The 15,006-nt window shown below is 62.7% G+C and carries 14 protein-coding genes; 8 read left to right on the forward strand and 6 right to left on the reverse strand.

The annotated features are described in order from the left end of the window. Positions 1–452 precede the first annotated feature (452 nt). Together QRN22_RS04835 and QRN22_RS04840 are read left to right on the forward strand one after the other, a co-directional pair. Positions 453–2,111: a nitrite/sulfite reductase gene (locus QRN22_RS04835; RefSeq protein ID WP_042552603.1), complete on the forward strand. Its 1,659-nt coding sequence runs from the start codon at positions 453–455 to the stop codon at positions 2,109–2,111. Beyond that, complete coding sequence (locus QRN22_RS04840) at positions 2,095–2,592, forward strand: DUF934 domain-containing protein (protein WP_042552602.1); 498 nt, start codon at positions 2,095–2,097, stop codon at positions 2,590–2,592. Before QRN22_RS04835 ends, QRN22_RS04840 begins: the two co-directional genes overlap by 17 nt. Before the next feature lie 50 nt (positions 2,593–2,642). On the opposite strand, the gene QRN22_RS04845 is transcribed toward QRN22_RS04840, so the two are convergent. Further along, positions 2,643–2,861, reverse strand: a complete 219-nt coding sequence (locus QRN22_RS04845; protein ID WP_042552601.1) for a hypothetical protein — start codon at positions 2,859–2,861, stop codon at positions 2,643–2,645. Positions 2,862–3,106: 245 nt separating this feature from the next. On the opposite strand from QRN22_RS04845, the gene QRN22_RS04850 reads away from it, so the two are divergent. After that, positions 3,107–5,485, forward strand: a complete 2,379-nt coding sequence (locus QRN22_RS04850; protein ID WP_042552600.1) for a catalase — start codon at positions 3,107–3,109, stop codon at positions 5,483–5,485. Positions 5,486–5,623: 138 nt separating this feature from the next. On the opposite strand, the gene QRN22_RS04855 is transcribed toward QRN22_RS04850, so the two are convergent. Both QRN22_RS04855 and sohB read right to left on the reverse strand, forming a co-directional pair. After that, the gene (locus tag QRN22_RS04855) at positions 5,624–6,616 is read right to left on the reverse strand and encodes a YhdH/YhfP family quinone oxidoreductase (RefSeq protein ID WP_042552599.1); all 993 of its coding nucleotides are present in this window, start codon (positions 6,614–6,616) and stop codon (positions 5,624–5,626) included. 37 nt (positions 6,617–6,653) lie between these two features. Next, a complete protein-coding gene (gene sohB, locus QRN22_RS04860) occupies positions 6,654–7,673 on the reverse strand; it encodes a protease SohB (RefSeq protein ID WP_042552598.1) in 1,020 nt (339 codons plus the stop codon). Positions 7,674–7,882: 209 nt separating this feature from the next. Here sohB and QRN22_RS04865 point away from each other — a divergent pair, with 209 nt between their 5' ends. From QRN22_RS04865 to QRN22_RS04880, 4 genes are all read left to right on the forward strand, one after another. Continuing rightward, complete coding sequence (locus QRN22_RS04865; protein WP_042552597.1) at positions 7,883–8,581, forward strand: histidine phosphatase family protein; 699 nt, start codon at positions 7,883–7,885, stop codon at positions 8,579–8,581. Positions 8,582–8,638: 57 nt separating this feature from the next. Further along, positions 8,639–8,950, forward strand: a complete 312-nt coding sequence (locus tag QRN22_RS04870) for an SCP2 sterol-binding domain-containing protein (protein ID WP_042552596.1) — start codon at positions 8,639–8,641, stop codon at positions 8,948–8,950. 197 nt (positions 8,951–9,147) lie between these two features. After that, entirely contained in the window at positions 9,148–10,215 is a 1,068-nt protein-coding gene (locus QRN22_RS04875; protein WP_042552595.1) for a phosphotransferase family protein, read from the forward strand. Positions 10,216–10,239: 24 nt separating this feature from the next. After that, complete coding sequence (locus QRN22_RS04880; RefSeq protein ID WP_042552594.1) at positions 10,240–11,007, forward strand: SDR family oxidoreductase; 768 nt, start codon at positions 10,240–10,242, stop codon at positions 11,005–11,007. Between the two features lie 11 nt (positions 11,008–11,018). Here the strand turns inward: QRN22_RS04880 and QRN22_RS04885 are convergent, their stop codons facing one another. Further along, on the reverse strand, positions 11,019–11,666 hold the full coding sequence (locus QRN22_RS04885) for a hypothetical protein (protein ID WP_042552593.1): 648 nt from the start codon (positions 11,664–11,666) through the stop codon (positions 11,019–11,021). Between the two features lie 98 nt (positions 11,667–11,764). Between QRN22_RS04885 and QRN22_RS04890 the strand changes: the two genes are divergently transcribed. Next, positions 11,765–12,550 carry a TSUP family transporter gene (locus tag QRN22_RS04890; RefSeq protein WP_042552592.1) on the forward strand — a complete coding sequence of 262 codons (786 nt, stop codon included), beginning with the start codon at positions 11,765–11,767 and terminating at the stop codon, positions 12,548–12,550. Here QRN22_RS04890 and nudC read toward each other — a convergent pair. Then, complete coding sequence (gene nudC, locus QRN22_RS04895; RefSeq protein WP_042552591.1) at positions 12,518–13,348, reverse strand: NAD(+) diphosphatase; 831 nt, start codon at positions 13,346–13,348, stop codon at positions 12,518–12,520. The two genes, QRN22_RS04890 and nudC, sit on opposite strands and share 33 nt — an antisense overlap. Next, positions 13,348–15,006 (reverse strand): FimL-related protein, encoded by a 1,659-nt coding sequence (locus QRN22_RS04900; protein ID WP_042552590.1) that lies wholly within the window; start codon positions 15,004–15,006, stop codon positions 13,348–13,350. The genes nudC and QRN22_RS04900 overlap by 1 nt, the downstream gene beginning before the upstream one ends.

A 15,006-nucleotide genomic window follows, 5' to 3' on the forward strand; every position in this document is an offset into this window, starting at 1 on the left:
GCATCTGCTGACTCCCAGGCGATGGACATGCTGCTCGGGGTCACCGGACAGTCTGTTCGCCAGATCTGCAAGCGCTTGTTTTATCGGGCTATTGCGAACCATTCCCGAGTGGCGCCCGACCAGGGCGAGCGATTCGGCCCGGCCCCGGTGCTGGCTCGCCCCGTGCAGTTATGCATGCACTGTTGCTTAGTACCAAAAGTTCTTTTCATATATTAAAACGTCACTTTTGCGCATAAACCTGAACTGGTATCTTCCCCCGGCTCCGCCTGGAGTGCGCGGCCGTGCGCGCAGATTTGCTGTAACAGGTCATCGAGAACGTTGCGAGCGACGGCTAGCCAGGAACGGAATCAGTAAACGGACGGTTAACCGTCGCGACGCCGATTCCAATACCGCACAGCTGCGCGCAGTAGCCTTTCACCGATCTGGCAAGCAGCCTGATAACAGGATTCTCCATGTACGTATACGACCAGTACGACCAACAAATCGTCGAGGACCGCGTCAAGCAGTTCCGCGATCAAACCCGCCGGTATCTCAGTGGCGAACTGAGCGGTGAAGAATTCCGTCCGTTGCGCTTGCAGAACGGTCTGTACATTCAGCGTTTCGCGCCCATGCTGCGCGTCGCCGTCCCCTACGGCCTGCTGTCTTCCACGCAGGTGCGCAAGCTGGCACAGATCGCCCGCGATTACGACAAGGGCTATGCCCACATCAGCACCCGTCAGAACGTCCAGTTCAACTGGCCGGAGCTGGAAGACGTGCCTGAAATTCTCGCCGAACTGGCTACCGTGCAGATGCACGCGATCCAGACCAGCGGCAACTGCATCCGTAACACCACCACCGACCAGTTCGCCGGTGTTGCCAAGGACGAACTGATCGATCCACGCCCCTGGTGCGAGATCATCCGTCAGTGGTCGACGTTCCATCCCGAGTTCAGCCATCTGCCACGCAAGTTCAAGATTGCCGTCAATGGCTCGACCAGTGACCGTGCGGCCATCGAAGTGCACGACATCGGCCTGGAAGCGGTGAACAACGAAGCCGGTGAGCTGGGCTTCCGCGTAGCAGTGGGCGGCGGTCTCGGACGTACCCCTATCGTTGGCAGCTTCATCAACGAATTCCTGCCGTGGAAGCATTTGCTCTCCTATCTCGACGCCATCCTGCGTGTGTACAACCGCTATGGCCGTCGTGACAACAAGTACAAGGCGCGCATCAAGATCCTGGTCAAGGCGCTGACCCCCGAAGTGTTCGCCGAACGCGTGAACGCCGAGTGGGCGCACCTCAAGGACGGCCCGACCACCCTGACCGATGCAGAGGTGGCGCGCGTCGCCGCTCACTTCGTCGACCCGGCCTACAAGGCGCTGCAGGATCAGGACGCCCTCCTCGCTGGCCATGACGCCGAGCATCCAGGCTTCGCCCGCTGGCGCGAGCGCAACACCTTCGCCCACAAGAGGCCGGGTTACGTCGCCGTGACGCTGTCGCTCAAGCCGACTGGCGTAGCGCCGGGCGACGTGACCGACAAGCAGCTCGAGGCCATCGCCGAGCTGGCTGACCGTTACAGCTTCGGTGAGGTGCGCAACAGCCACAACCAGAACATCATTCTCGCGGACGTCGAGCAGGAGCAGTTGTTCACCCTGTGGGGCGAGCTGCGCGAGCAGGGTTTCGCCACGCCGAACGTGGGCCTGCTGACCGATATCATCTGCTGCCCGGGTGGCGACTTCTGCTCCCTGGCCAACGCCAAGTCGATTCCGGTCGCCGAAGCCATCCAGCGGCGCTTCGACAACCTCGACTACCTGTTCGACATCGGCAACATCGACCTGAACATCTCCGGTTGCATGAATGCCTGCGGCCACCACCACGTGGGCCACATCGGCATTCTCGGCGTGGACAAGAAAGGCCAGGAGTTCTACCAGGTGTCGCTCGGCGGCAGCGCCGGGCGTGACGCCAGCCTGGCGCAGATCCTCGGCCCGTCCTTCGCTCAGGACGACATGCCGGACGTGATCGACAAGATCGTCAACGTCTACGTCGAACAACGTACCGAAGAAGAGAGTTTCCTCGACACCTTCCGCCGTATCGGTGTCGCCCCGTTCAAGGAGCGCGTATATGCAGCGAATCATTAAGAACGGCCAGATCGTCGACGAAAGCTGGCACCTGCTGCCGAAGGAAACCACCTTCGAAGAGCTGTCCAACTGCGACGACCTGATCGTCCCGCTGGCACTCTGGCTGGAGCATGGCAACGCGCTCAAAGCGCGCGACGGCGGCTTGGGCGTGTGGCTGGATGCCGAGGAAGAGATCGAGTCCATCGTCGACGCGCTGGACGATTTTCAGCTCATCGCGCTGAACTTCCCGGCCTTCACCGATGGTCGCCACTCCTCCTCCGCCTACCTGTTACGCACCCGCTACGGCTTCAAGGGTGAGCTGCGCGCCATCGGCGATGTGCTGCGTGACCAGTTGTGGGCGCTCAAGCGCTGTGGCTTCGATGCCTTCGCCCTGCGCGAAGACAAGGACCCCGAAGACGCGCTGAAAGCCTTCGAGGAGTTCGCCGAGGTCTATCAGGCCTCCAGCGACCAGCCGGTACCTCTGTTCAGGCGCCGCGCCTGAAACCAGGAGCCCCGCCAATCGGCGGGGCTTTTTTCTGTGCGCTGTCCGCCCTACCGATCCAGCTTGCCGAACTGCTCGGCAAGCTCATCGATTCGTTCGGGAATCTGTGGTTGCCTGGAGAGGATGAAGGCTTTCTGGTTGCCCACCAGGGTCTCCAGAAGATAGAGCCTGTCACCCACGTCGACGCCAAGTTCCTGCAACGCCTCATCGGGCAGCCGTATGGCACCGTCGCCATCCCAGTCCTCGATCGTAACCGCCATCGTATCCATGGTATTTCCTGTATCGGTGAATAATCGTGCGGGGGGCATCGTTGCATCCTCTCCAAGGTGGCACAAGGCCGGTGACCGTTGAGGACTTTACCCTGAACCTAACTCGCGTCAGGTCATTCGTACCCATAGGCCTACCAAGGCCATGGGCGTCGAGCCAGAGCAACTACTACAAATCGCTCGGCCGCCCTTGTCTGCAATTAGCTGCGCACAACCGATGCGTGGCAGCCCTGATGAGGATAAAGCAAATGGCTTCGCGCAAAACCTCCACCCCGAAATCCTCCGCCGCCGACAGCGCCTATCTGAAAAGCGATAGCGCCGCCGCTGCGGCGCCGCCTGCCGGAACCGGCAAGGCAGTCATCGAACAGAAGCGTGCCACCGGCGAAACCGTCGATGCCATGCCGCACAACGCCAACAAGGCCGATGAATACGGTGAGGCCTCCAGCAAGCCCCGCCAGGGTGCTGCGGTCGGCTGCCCCTTCAGCGTGGGCGCCAGCACCGTCAGCGAGACCAATACCAACGAGAAGACCGGTGACGCGCCCGAACAGGGCGTCAATGCCGCCAGTGGCCATTTACCGAGAGTCCGTGCCGACAGCGGCGGCCAGGGCATGACCACCAACCTCGGCGTGCCCATCGCGGACAATCAGAGCTCGCTCAAGGCGGGGCTGCGTGGCCCGGCGCTGCTCAAGGACTTCATCCTCCGCGAGAAGATCACCCATTTCGACCATGAGCGGATTCCGGAGCGCATCGTCCACGCTCGCGGCTCGGCAGCCCACGGCTACTTCGAGAGCTACGATTCGCTGCAGGACCTGACCTGCGCCTCGCTGTTCGCCGAAGCCGGCAAGCAGACTCCGGTCTTCGTGCGTTTCTCCACCGTGGCCGGCGAGCGTGGCTCCAAGGACACCGCCCGTGATGCCCGTGGTTTCGCGGTGAAGTTCTACACCGACCAGGGCAACTGGGATCTGGTGGGCAACAACATCCCGGTGTTCTTCATTCAGGACGCGATGAAGTTTCCCGACCTGGTCCATGCGGTCAAACCCGAACCCCACCACGGCATGCCGCAGGCAGCGTCGGCCCATGACACTTTCTGGGATTTCATCTCGCTGATGCCGGAGTCGGCGCACATGATCATGTGGGTCATGTCCGATCGCGGCATCCCGCGTAGCTACCGGATGATGCAGGGCTTTGGCGTGCACAGCTTCCGTTTCGTCAACGCCGCAGGGGAATCGCACTTCGTCAAATTCCACTGGAGCCCGAAGCTCGGCACCCACTCCCACGTGTGGGACGAGGCGGTGAAGATTTCCGGCGCCGACCCGGACTTCCACCGCCGCGATCTCTGGGAAGCCATCGAGGCCGGCGAGTACCCGGAATGGGAGCTGGGCGTACAGGTCATCTCCGAGGCCGAGGCGGAATCCTTCAGTTTCGACATTCTCGACTCGACCAAGCTGATTCCCGAGGAACTGGTACCCGTGCGCCCGATCGGTCGCATGGTACTGAACCGCAACCCGGACAATTTCTTCGCTGAAACCGAGCAGGTGGCCTTCTGTACCGCACATGTGGTGCCAGGCATCGACTTCAGCAACGACCCGCTGCTGGCCGGGCGCATCCACTCCTACGTGGATACCCAGATCACTCGCCTGGGTGGTGCCAACTTCCAGGAGTTGCCGATCAATGCCCCGGTTGTGCCGGTACACAACAATCAACGCGACGGCATGCATCGGCAGACCATCCACCGTGGTCGGGTGGCCTACGAGCCGAACTCCCTGGCGGGTGGCTGCCCGTTCCAGAACGGCGAGATGGGCTTCGTCCCCTTCCCCGAGCCGATTCAGGGTGACGAAGTGCGTGGCAAGCCAGAGAAGTTCGCCGAGCACTACAACCAGGCCAGCCTGTTCTTCAACAGCCAGGCGGACCACGAGCAACAGCACATCATCGATGCGCTGCGCTTCGAATTGAGCAAGGTGACTGTGCCTGGTATTCGTAACCGTACCCTGGCGATGCTGCGCAATATCTCGGAAACCCTGGCCCAGGGCGTCGCCGATGGTCTCGGCATGCCATTGCCGGAGCCGTTGCCAAAGGCCAACCCGCAGCCCATAGCGGCTGAAATAGAGGACTCTCCTGCCCTGTCGCTGCTGGCACGACCAGGCGATGGCAGCATTCGTACCCGCCAGGTGGCGATTCTTCTGGCTGCCGGTGTAGACGCCACTTCACTGCATGCGGTGTCTAGCGCCCTGCAGGCCGAAGGCGCGGTGGTACGCCTGGTTGGCCCACGGGTAGGTCCGTTCAACGCCGCTGACGGCAGTGTCATCGAAGCCGACTGCTCGCTGGAAAACCAGCCGGCACCGCTCTTCGATGCGCTGGTGGTACCCGATGGCCAGGATGCCAGCACCGCATTGCAAGCGGATGGGCGCGCGCTGGAGTTCGTGCGTGACAGCTTCCGCCACGGCAAGAGCATTCTCGCCATCGGTGCCGGCACTCAGTTGCTCGAGAAAGCCGATGTGCCGCTGCAGAGCGCGCCTGCCGGGGTCTACGACGGCAGCAGTGCGGATCAGACGCTCATCGATCAACTGATCGCCGGTATCGCCCAGCACCGCCATCCATCCCGCGAGACCAACCCACCGCAAGTCTGATACCCGCACCATCTAGCCCGGCACCCGCCGGGCTTTTTTTGCCCTGATCCGCGGCGCGGATCGACGCAACCCGCCACAGGGCAGTTGACATGAAAACGCCCGGCGATACCGGGCGCTTCGTTCACAAAGCCGCTGACGTCAGTCCAGCCTGACCAGTATCCGCCCGACCTGACCACCTTGCAGAATTCGCTCGATCGCCTCGGGCAACTGCGCCAACCCCACTTCGCTGACCAGATCATCGAGGTTCGGCAGTTTCCACTGCAGCGACAGCTTGTCCCACATCGATGCCTTGACCACCAGTGGCAGCTCGACCGAGTCGACGCCCAGCAGATTCACACCACGCAGGATGAAGGGCAGCACGCTGGCCTGAAATTCGACGCCCGCAGTCAGCCCGCAGCAAGCGACGCTGCCGCCGTACTGGGTGGCCTTGAGAACGTTGAAGAGGATGTCGCCCCCGACCGTATCCACCGCACCGCTCCATTGTTCGCGCAGCAGCGGTCGATCGGAGCCTGCCTGCAGCTCGAGACGCGGAATCACCTGGGTGGCACCGAGGCGGGTCAGCAGTTCGCTTTCCTGCGCCTTGCCGGTCGCCGCCGTCACCTGATAGCCCAGCTTGCTCAGCAACATCACCGCGATGCTGCCCACACCGCCCGTAGCGCCAGTCACCAGCACCGGACCGTCGTCCGGGGCTAGACCGGCACGTTCCAGCTTGTCGACGCACAGGGCGGCAGTCAGGCCTGCGGTACCGAGAATCATCGATTCACGCAGTGACAGCCCCTGGGGCCGCTTGATCGCCCAGCCGGCGGGAATACGGATGTATTGGCCAAAACCGCCAGCGGTATTCATGCCGAGGTCGTAGCCGGTGACGATCACCTCGTCGCCCTCGTTGAATTCCGCGGCGCTGGAATGCTCCACCACACCCGCCGCATCGATGCCCGGGGTATGCGGGTAATGACGGCTGACACCCCGCTGCCCACTGGCCGAGAGCGCGTCCTTGAAGTTGAGAGAAGAGTACTGAACGCGGATCAGCAGCTCGCCCGCCGGCAAGTCGGCGACATCGCGCTCGACCACCTGCTGGGCGAAGGTGCCACTTGCATCCGGGGCTGCCTGTAGAGCGAAAAAACTCGTCATCCAAACCTCCTTCATCCGCCTTGGCGGAACGTAGCGGTTACCAGAAGCGTTGCTGACCGAGACGGCCTAGCCAGGTCAGTGCAAAGCGATCCAGCGCCACGCTGGCAGCCAGACCGACACGCTCCTGCAGGGATTTCTTCTGCACGAAGTGCAGTTGGAACAGATCGGCGTCGCGGGCACGCTCGGCCAGGTACTCGTCACTGGTTTTCAGCTCATCGACCAGCTGTTTCTCCAGTGCAGCCATGCCCAGCCAGACTTCGCCGGTGGCAATTTCATCGATCTCCAGCTGTGGGCGGTAGCGAGCGACGAAGTTCTTGAACAGCTCGTGGGTGGTTTCCAGGTCTTCCTGAAACTTCTCCCGGCCCTTTTCGGTATTTTCGCCGAACACCGTGAGGGTGCGCTTGTATTCGCCAGCGGTCAGCACCTCGAAGTCGATATCGTGCTTCTTCAGCAGGCGATTGACGTTCGGCAACTGGGCGACCACGCCGATGGAACCGAGGATGGCGAAGGGTGCGGAAATGATCTTCTCGCCAATGCAGGCCATCATGTAGCCGCCGCTGGCCGCGACCTTGTCGATGCACACCGTCAGCGGCACGCCGGCCTGGCGGATACGCGCCAGCTGCGAGGATGCCAGCCCGTAGCTGTGTACCATGCCGCCGCCACTTTCCAGGCGCAGCACGACCTCATCCTGAGGCGTGGCCAGGCTCAGCAGCGCGGTGATTTCGTGCCGCAGGCCGTCGGTCGCCGAGGCTTTGATGTCGCCATCGAAATCCAACACGTAAACCCGGGACTTCTGCTGCGGCTTCTTCTTGGCAAGTTTGGCCGACTTGGCTTCCTCCTTGCTCAGGGCCTTGAGTTGATCCTTGTCCAGGATCGACTGCTCCAGGCGCTGACGCAGTGCCTTGTAGAAATCGTTGAGTTTGACCACCTGCAGTTGGCCACCACCACGGCGACCACGGCTGCGCACTGCGACGAGGGCGACCAGTACGACGATGAAGGCCACCACCAGCGTGACCGTCTTGGCCAGAAACCCTGCGTAATCAGCAAGAAACTCCACACACTTCCCCTCTATCCAATCGATGGCCTCTCATAGAGACCTTGCGTTACCCAAGCATACCGGCGCCACCTGGGCACGGCCAGACAGCTTCGCGGCTTTCAGCGGATGCATGCCATACGAATTCAAACAAACGTATGAATTTTCGTTGACAGCCTCGGGCCACCCTCCTACCCTCGGCAAACATTCAAGGTTCCCGGGTTGCAGCGGACGTGGGCAGCATCTACCTGATTCGACATGGCCAGGCTTCGTTCGGTGCAGAGGATTACGACGTTCTCTCGCCCTTGGGCGCGCAGCAGTCCAGCCTGCTTGGCAGCCACCTGGCGCAAACCGGGCTACGCCTTGATCGGGCGATCAGCGGCAGCCTGCTGCGCCAGTCCCACACCGGGCGGTTGGTACTCGAACAACTGGAGCAGGCTCCTGCGCTGGAAACCGATCCGGCATTCAATGAATTCGATGCCGAGGGCGTTATCCGCGCCCTGCTCCCGGCACTGCTACCCCATGAGCCGAAGGCCGTCGAGATCATGCGTGACGCCGCGCACAACCGCGCCGAATTCCAGCGCCTGTTCGTGCGGCTGCTGGAAACCTGGATAGGTGGCGATTACGACGCCCCGGCGCTGCAAAGCTGGCAGGCTTTCGTCGACCAGGTGGACGGCGGCTTGCAGCGCCTGCTCGGCAGTGCAACATCCAGAGAGAAAATCGCCGTGTTCACCTCCGGCGGCACCATCACCGCGTTGCTGCACCTGCTGACCGGCATGCCGGTCGCCAGTGCCTTCGCGATGAACTGGCAAATCGTCAACACCTCGCTAAGCTGCCTGAAGTTTCAGGGCGAGCGGGTGACCCTGGCTTCGTTCAACAGCCACGCCCATTTGCAGCTGTTGAATACACCGTCGCTCATCACCTATCGCTGAGCTTCGGTCAACGTACCCGCGAGGGTGCAGAACACCCCGAAAACAAAGGAAACCACCATGAGCGTCGCAGACATCGTCCAAACCATGCAGGCCAAGTTCAACCCCAGCGCCGCCGAAGGCCTGGACCTGGTCTTCCAGTTCAATATCGAAGATGCCGACAACCACTACCTGATCGTCAAGGACGGCACCTGCGACGTCAAACAGGGCGACAGCCCGGACGCCAACGTCACGCTGATCATGGACAAGGAAACCTTCAAGGGCATCACCACCGGTGAAACCGACGGCATGCAAGCATTCATGGCCGGCAAGCTGCGCGCCGAGGGCGACATGATGCTGGCGCTCAAGCTGAGCGAACTGTTCCCGGTCTGAGACCGCAGCGACAGGTTCGGCAGCCAAAACCGGAGTCTTGCGATTCCGGTTTTTTTTCGTCTGCCAGGGACGCATCAGCGGCCTTGATCCGCTACCAACAGCCATATCGATAAGCCGGTGATGTGCTTGTGGCCCCGGGCCGGGCTGATTAGATTGGCCAGATCATCACCGCCAACGACAACTAGAAAGGGATAGGGATGACACTCACCGACCGATCCAGTGCCATTCGCCAGGGCGAGGAACTCGACGCCACTGCCATCGACGTCTATCTCAAGGCGCATATGCATGGTTTGAGCGGCACACCGCAAATCAGCCAGTTTCCCGGCGGCGCCTCGAACCTGACCTACCTGCTGCGCTATGCCGATCGGGAACTGGTGCTGCGTCGCCCGCCGTTTGGCAGCAAGGCGAAGTCGGCCCATGACATGGGCCGCGAATTCCGCATTCTCAACAGGCTCCGTGACGCCTTCCCCTATTGCCCACAAGCCTTCGTGCACTGCACCGATCCGTCGGTCATCGGCGCCGAGTTCTACGTCATGGAGCGGGTCGAGGGCATCATCCTGCGCGCCGATCTGCCTGCCGAGCTGCAGTTCACGCCTGCGCAGACCACCACCCTGTGCGAGAGCTTCATCGACCGTCTCGTGGAACTCCATCAGGTCGATTATGCCGCCTGCGGCCTGGCCGATCTCGGCAAGCCGGACGGCTACGTGGCGCGGCAGATCAGTGGCTGGAGCGAGCGCTACGATAACGCCCTGACACCCGACGCACCGCTCTGGCAAGAGGTCAGGCGCTGGTTGCAGGAGAAGATGCCGGCCGACCACCCGCAACCGGCAATCGTGCACAACGACTATCGCTTCGACAATGTGATTCTCGATCCGCAGGATCCCATGCGCATCATCGGCGTGCTCGACTGGGAACTCACCACCCTGGGCGACCCGCTGATGGATCTGGGCAACACCCTCGCCTACTGGATCGAGGCAGACGACCCGCCCGCCGTGCAGATGATGCGCCGCCAGCCGAGCAATGCCCCCGGCATGCTGACTCGCCAGGCCTTCGTCGATTACTACGCGCAACGCGCCGGCATCGAGATCGAGTGCTTCGACTTCTATTACATCTACGGCCTGTTCCGCCTCGCCGGAATCGTTCAGCAGATCTATTACCGCTACTACCACGGTCAGACCGCCGACAAGCGCTTCGCCTCCTTCGTGCAGATGAACGCATTGCTGGAACAGATGGCTCTTGGGGTCATCGCTCGCTCGTCACTTTGACGTCACCCATTCAGAGAGGCTCACATGTCCAAGACCCAGTTGTTCGACCTCGATGGCAAGATCGCCTTCGTATCCGGTGCCAGCCGCGGGATCGGTGAAGCGATCGCCCATCTGCTGGCCCAGCAAGGCGCCCAGGTGATCGTCGCCAGCCGCAAGCTGGACGACTGCCAGACGGTGGCGGATGCCATCATTGCCAAAGGTGGCAAGGCAGTGGCGATGGCTTGCCACATTGGCGAGATGGAGCAGATCCAGGCGGTATTCGCACAAATCCGCGAGCGTTTCGGCCGCCTCGACATTCTGGTCAACAACGCCGCGACCAACCCGCAGTTCTGCAACGTGCTGGATACCGATCTCGGCGCCTTCCAGAAGACGGTCGACGTGAATATCCGTGGCTACTACTTCATGTCCATCGAAGGCGGCAAGCTGATGAAGGAAAGCGGCGGCGGCAGCATCATCAACGTGGCATCGATCAACGGCGTATCACCGGGTGAGTTCCAGGGCATCTATTCGGTCACCAAGGCTGCCGTTATCAGCATGACCAAGGTGTTCGCCAAGGAATGCGCGCAGTTCGGCATCCGTTGCAACGCCCTGCTCCCCGGGCTCACCGATACCCGCTTCGCCTCGGCGCTGACCAAGAACGAGGCGATCCTCAACTTCGCCCTGCAGCGCATTCCGCTCAAGCGCGTCGCCGACCCGAGCGAAATGGCCGGCGCGGTGCTCTACCTGGCCAGCGACGCGTCGAGTTACACCACCGGGGTGTCGCTGAATGTCGACGGTGGCTTCCTGTCCTGAGGCTACGCGCCCTACTGCCAGTCCTGCAGCGCCTGGTGGGCGGCCTGATTCATCGGCTGGGCCAGCAACCCGGTAGGCGTCAGGCTGATGTTGAATACCGCCCCATCGGCCATCGGCAGATAGGTTACACGGCGGGCCTGGGCATCGAACATGAACAGATCATGCTGGCCCAGGCGCAGCCAGCGCCACAGATCGACGCCATACAGGCTCTGGGTCAGCTCCACCTGGGTGTAGCGAGCCTGGCTCTGCTGCTCGATGGCCAGGAAACGGCTGTTGAGCTTCTCCAGGCGATAGCCCGGCTCGAGGCCGATCAGGTCCGCCAGCCCCTTCCATTGCAACAGGCGCGCATCCAGCTGCCACAGGTCGCCCTCCAGATTGACGCTGCGCTGGGCAGCGCCCTCGGTGATATCGACCTGATAGACATTGCCCGCACGATGAAAACTCAGGGTCAGCAGTGGCTTGTCCGCCGGCCATGGTTCGTAACGGCTCAGGTCGTAGGCCACCAGCCCGACCAGCACTGCGGCGAGCAGAAATACCAGCCCGCAGGTGCCGCGTAGCCAGGCCAGGAACCAGCGCCCGCCGAACAGGATACGCACCGCGACGAAGAGCACCAGCAACGCCAGCAGAGCCGTCGCCCAGGCAAGACCGTTGTACTGCATGGAATCAATTCCTTGTACGTGAAAATGTCGGCATTATGCGCAGCGCATTCGCATGCGAATAGCGCCGACACCGCACAATCGGATACAGGTCGCCTTTTATGTCCCTCCCGTTCGAAATGGCCGTCGATCCCACGACGTTGCTGCTGCTCGCCCTGGTTGCCTTCATCGCCGGATTCATCGACGCCATCGCCGGGGGCGGCGGCCTGCTGACCATTCCCGCGCTGCTCACCACCGGCATGCCACCGCACCTGGTGCTGGGAACCAGCAAACTCTGTGCGACCTTCGGCTCCGGTACTGCGGGCTATACCTTCTATCGGCGCAAGCTGTTCACCCCGGCCAAGTGGCGCAACGCGATGATCGGCACGGCCATCGGCGCCATTGCCGGTGCCGTGCTGGTGCACTGGATGCCCGCGGAGTGGATCAACAAGATGCTGCCGGTGGTGGTGTTCGCCTGCGGCCTCTATCTGCTGTTCGGCAAGACCCCCAGCGCTCCGCTGGACGCCGACCTGCCGATCGCTAAAAAACGCCAGTGGCCGCAGAGCCTGACCCTGGGTTTCTACGACGGCGTGGCCGGCCCCGGAACCGGTGCCTTCTGGACGGTCAGTACGCTGCTGATGTACCCGCTGGATCTGGTCCGCGCGAGCGGCGTGGCGCGCTCGATGAACTTCATCAGCAATGCCTGTGCGCTGGCGGTGTTCATCGCGGCGGGTCAGGTAGCCTGGGTGCTGGGGCTGTGCATGGGCTTCTCGCTGATGGCCGGCGCCTTTCTCGGCGCGCGCACCGCCATAGGCGGCGGCTCCCGGTTCATCCGCCCGGTGTTCATTCTGGTGGTTCTGGGGCTGACTACGCGGCTAGTCTGGCAGAACTGGTTCAGCGCGGCCTAAGCGGCGCGCCACATACAGATCGATCAGGTATCGAGCGATGGACCGAGACGCCGGTAATGGTGGCAGCTCATGCACCGAGAACCATTGCGCGTCCTCGATCTCCTCCTCCTGTCTGACGATCTCGCCACTGGCATAGCGAGCATGGAAGCCGAGCATCAGCGAGTGCGGAAACGGCCAGTTCTGGCTGCCCTGGTACTCGATGTCGCACACCTCCACACCCACCTCTTCGCGCACTTCCCGGGCGACGCACTGCTCCACCGACTCGCCGGGTTCGACGAAGCCGGCCAGGGTGCTGTACACGCCGGTGACGAAGCGCGGTGAGCGCGCCAGCAAGACCTGGTCACCGCGCGTGACCAGCACGATCATGCTCGGCGACAAACGCGGGTACTGACGAAGGTTGCAGCGCGGGCAGTGCATGGCCCGCTCGCCAGCGACGGATTGCATGGCCGTGGCACAGCCACCACAGAACCGGTTGTCACTGGCCCAGGTGCCGATCTGCGCCGCATAGCCGAGCATCTGGAACAACTCGGCGTCGCCTTCGAGCATGACCTGGCGCAGGCCCTGCCAACTGCACCCCGGCAGCTCCGCCTTGCCATCGAGCTCGAGGAGGTAGAGCGGCTCACCGCGAAAATGGCCGAGACCATGCTCGGCGATCACCGGCAGGCTCTGACTCTTCAGCCAGTCACGGGGAAACAGCAGGCCATGGGCGTCGCCCAGAAAATGCTGGCGATGGTGTGCCAGCACCAGGCCGCCAGGCTGCCGGCAATCCAACAGTTGAGGAACCCAGCCCGAACGCATCAGGCGGCCACCGGCTGACCCAGGGCGCGCACGCTTTCCGTGGCCAGATCCAGCACGCTTGGCTGCGCCAGACCGTTGTCGGCTTCCAGGTAGTATTCGAGGCTGCTCAGCGCGTCGGCGAGCACCTCCAGGCGTGTTTCGGCAGGCATCTGCTCGGCATCGAGCATCTGCGTCTGGATGTAGTCGGCACAGGCACCCACCAAGGCCGCAGCGCGTTCCTGGCCGAGGAACCACAGGCCGCCGCGAACCGCCTGCAGGCTGAACGGCACGTTGGCCAGGTGCATGCGATCACCGGCGGCTTCGAGGTAGGCAGTGATCGCACGCTTGGCCAGGGCGAGACCGGCACGCGCCTCGTCCAGCACCACGATGCGCGCTTCGAAGAGCTGATGCTGCGCGAAGGTGCATACTTCTGGCTCCGGCCGTGGCGTGACCACTCGCTCGCCACGTTCGAGGGTGGCCACCATCCCTTCGACATAGAGCACGGCATCGGCCAGGGTGATCAATTCGTCCGGCTGGGCCGCAGCGCCTTCGCACCAGGCAGCGACAGTTGGCAACTGGTTGGCCAGGGAGTTGCCTGCGGAGCTGAGGCCGACCATGGCGAGGGTCTTGCTCAGCTTGCCCAGCAGCGCATGCAAGCTGCTCAGCCCGTCACCCTGCAACGTACCGCGCTCGATCAGATCGAGCAGGTCCTTGACGCTGGCCAGCTCTTCACGGATGGCCGAGCTGAGCGAACGCATGACCGCCTTGCCGGGCCCGGATAGCCGTTGATATTCCTCTTCCAGCAGGTGATCGGTGAACGGCAACGGAGTGATGCCGAACAACTCGCGCACCTCGGCTGCCAGTGCCCCTTGGCCGCCGGACAACGCGACCAGGTAGAGCAACTCCTTGAGCAGGCTGCGCGGCGGTTCGTAGGCACCGTTGGCGAGGATCTGCCGCAATTCGCGGTCGATCCGCGAGAACAGCTGCTTGCGCGATTTGCGCGGCAACAGCTGACCATCGTTCTGAGCCTCCAGGGCAGCCGCCCCCAGCCAGCACAGACGACCGCGCGGTTCGTTGGCGAACAGCCCGTCAAGGCGGCTCATCGCGCGGCCCATCAGGCGCATGCTGGCGGCCGGGTTCTGTTCGCGGATGAAGCCAAGCAAACCGACCTGGTACATCTGTCGCAGGCGGCGGCCTTCGTTTTCCTTGGCGGCTGCGTCCAGCGCAGGCGGCACCATGCGCGGCCTGGCCTGGTCGAGGCGTACGCTGAAGAAGAAGCTCTCCGGTAGCGGCGGCTGCTTGCAGGCGTGGCGCAGATCGTTGATCGCCGGCAGCAGCAGTTCGGGCATTTCCTGGCGATGCGCGTCAAGGCCTTCCAGATACCGACGCAGCACATGCAGAGCATTGCTCAGCGCCGCCAACTGGGCGTCACGTTCAGGGCCCACACCAGCGGGAATGTCTGTGGCCTGGTCGAGCACTTCCTGGGCCAGCAGCTCGGCACCGGTGAGCTCGATCAGGTTGAGCGTGCCACGCACCTGTTGCAGGTTGTCCACGGCCTGTTGCAGCAAGCTGCCGTTATTACGCTCGACGATGAACTGTTCGAGGCTCGCTTCGGCCTCTTCGATCGTGGCGAACAGTTCGTCGCGAACCAGCCCCAGTGACGATGCTCCAGAAACCAT

This window comes from Pseudomonas sp. MEJ086, assembly GCF_030209025.1.
Classification (GTDB): domain Bacteria; phylum Pseudomonadota; class Gammaproteobacteria; order Pseudomonadales; family Pseudomonadaceae; genus Aquipseudomonas; species Aquipseudomonas fulva_A.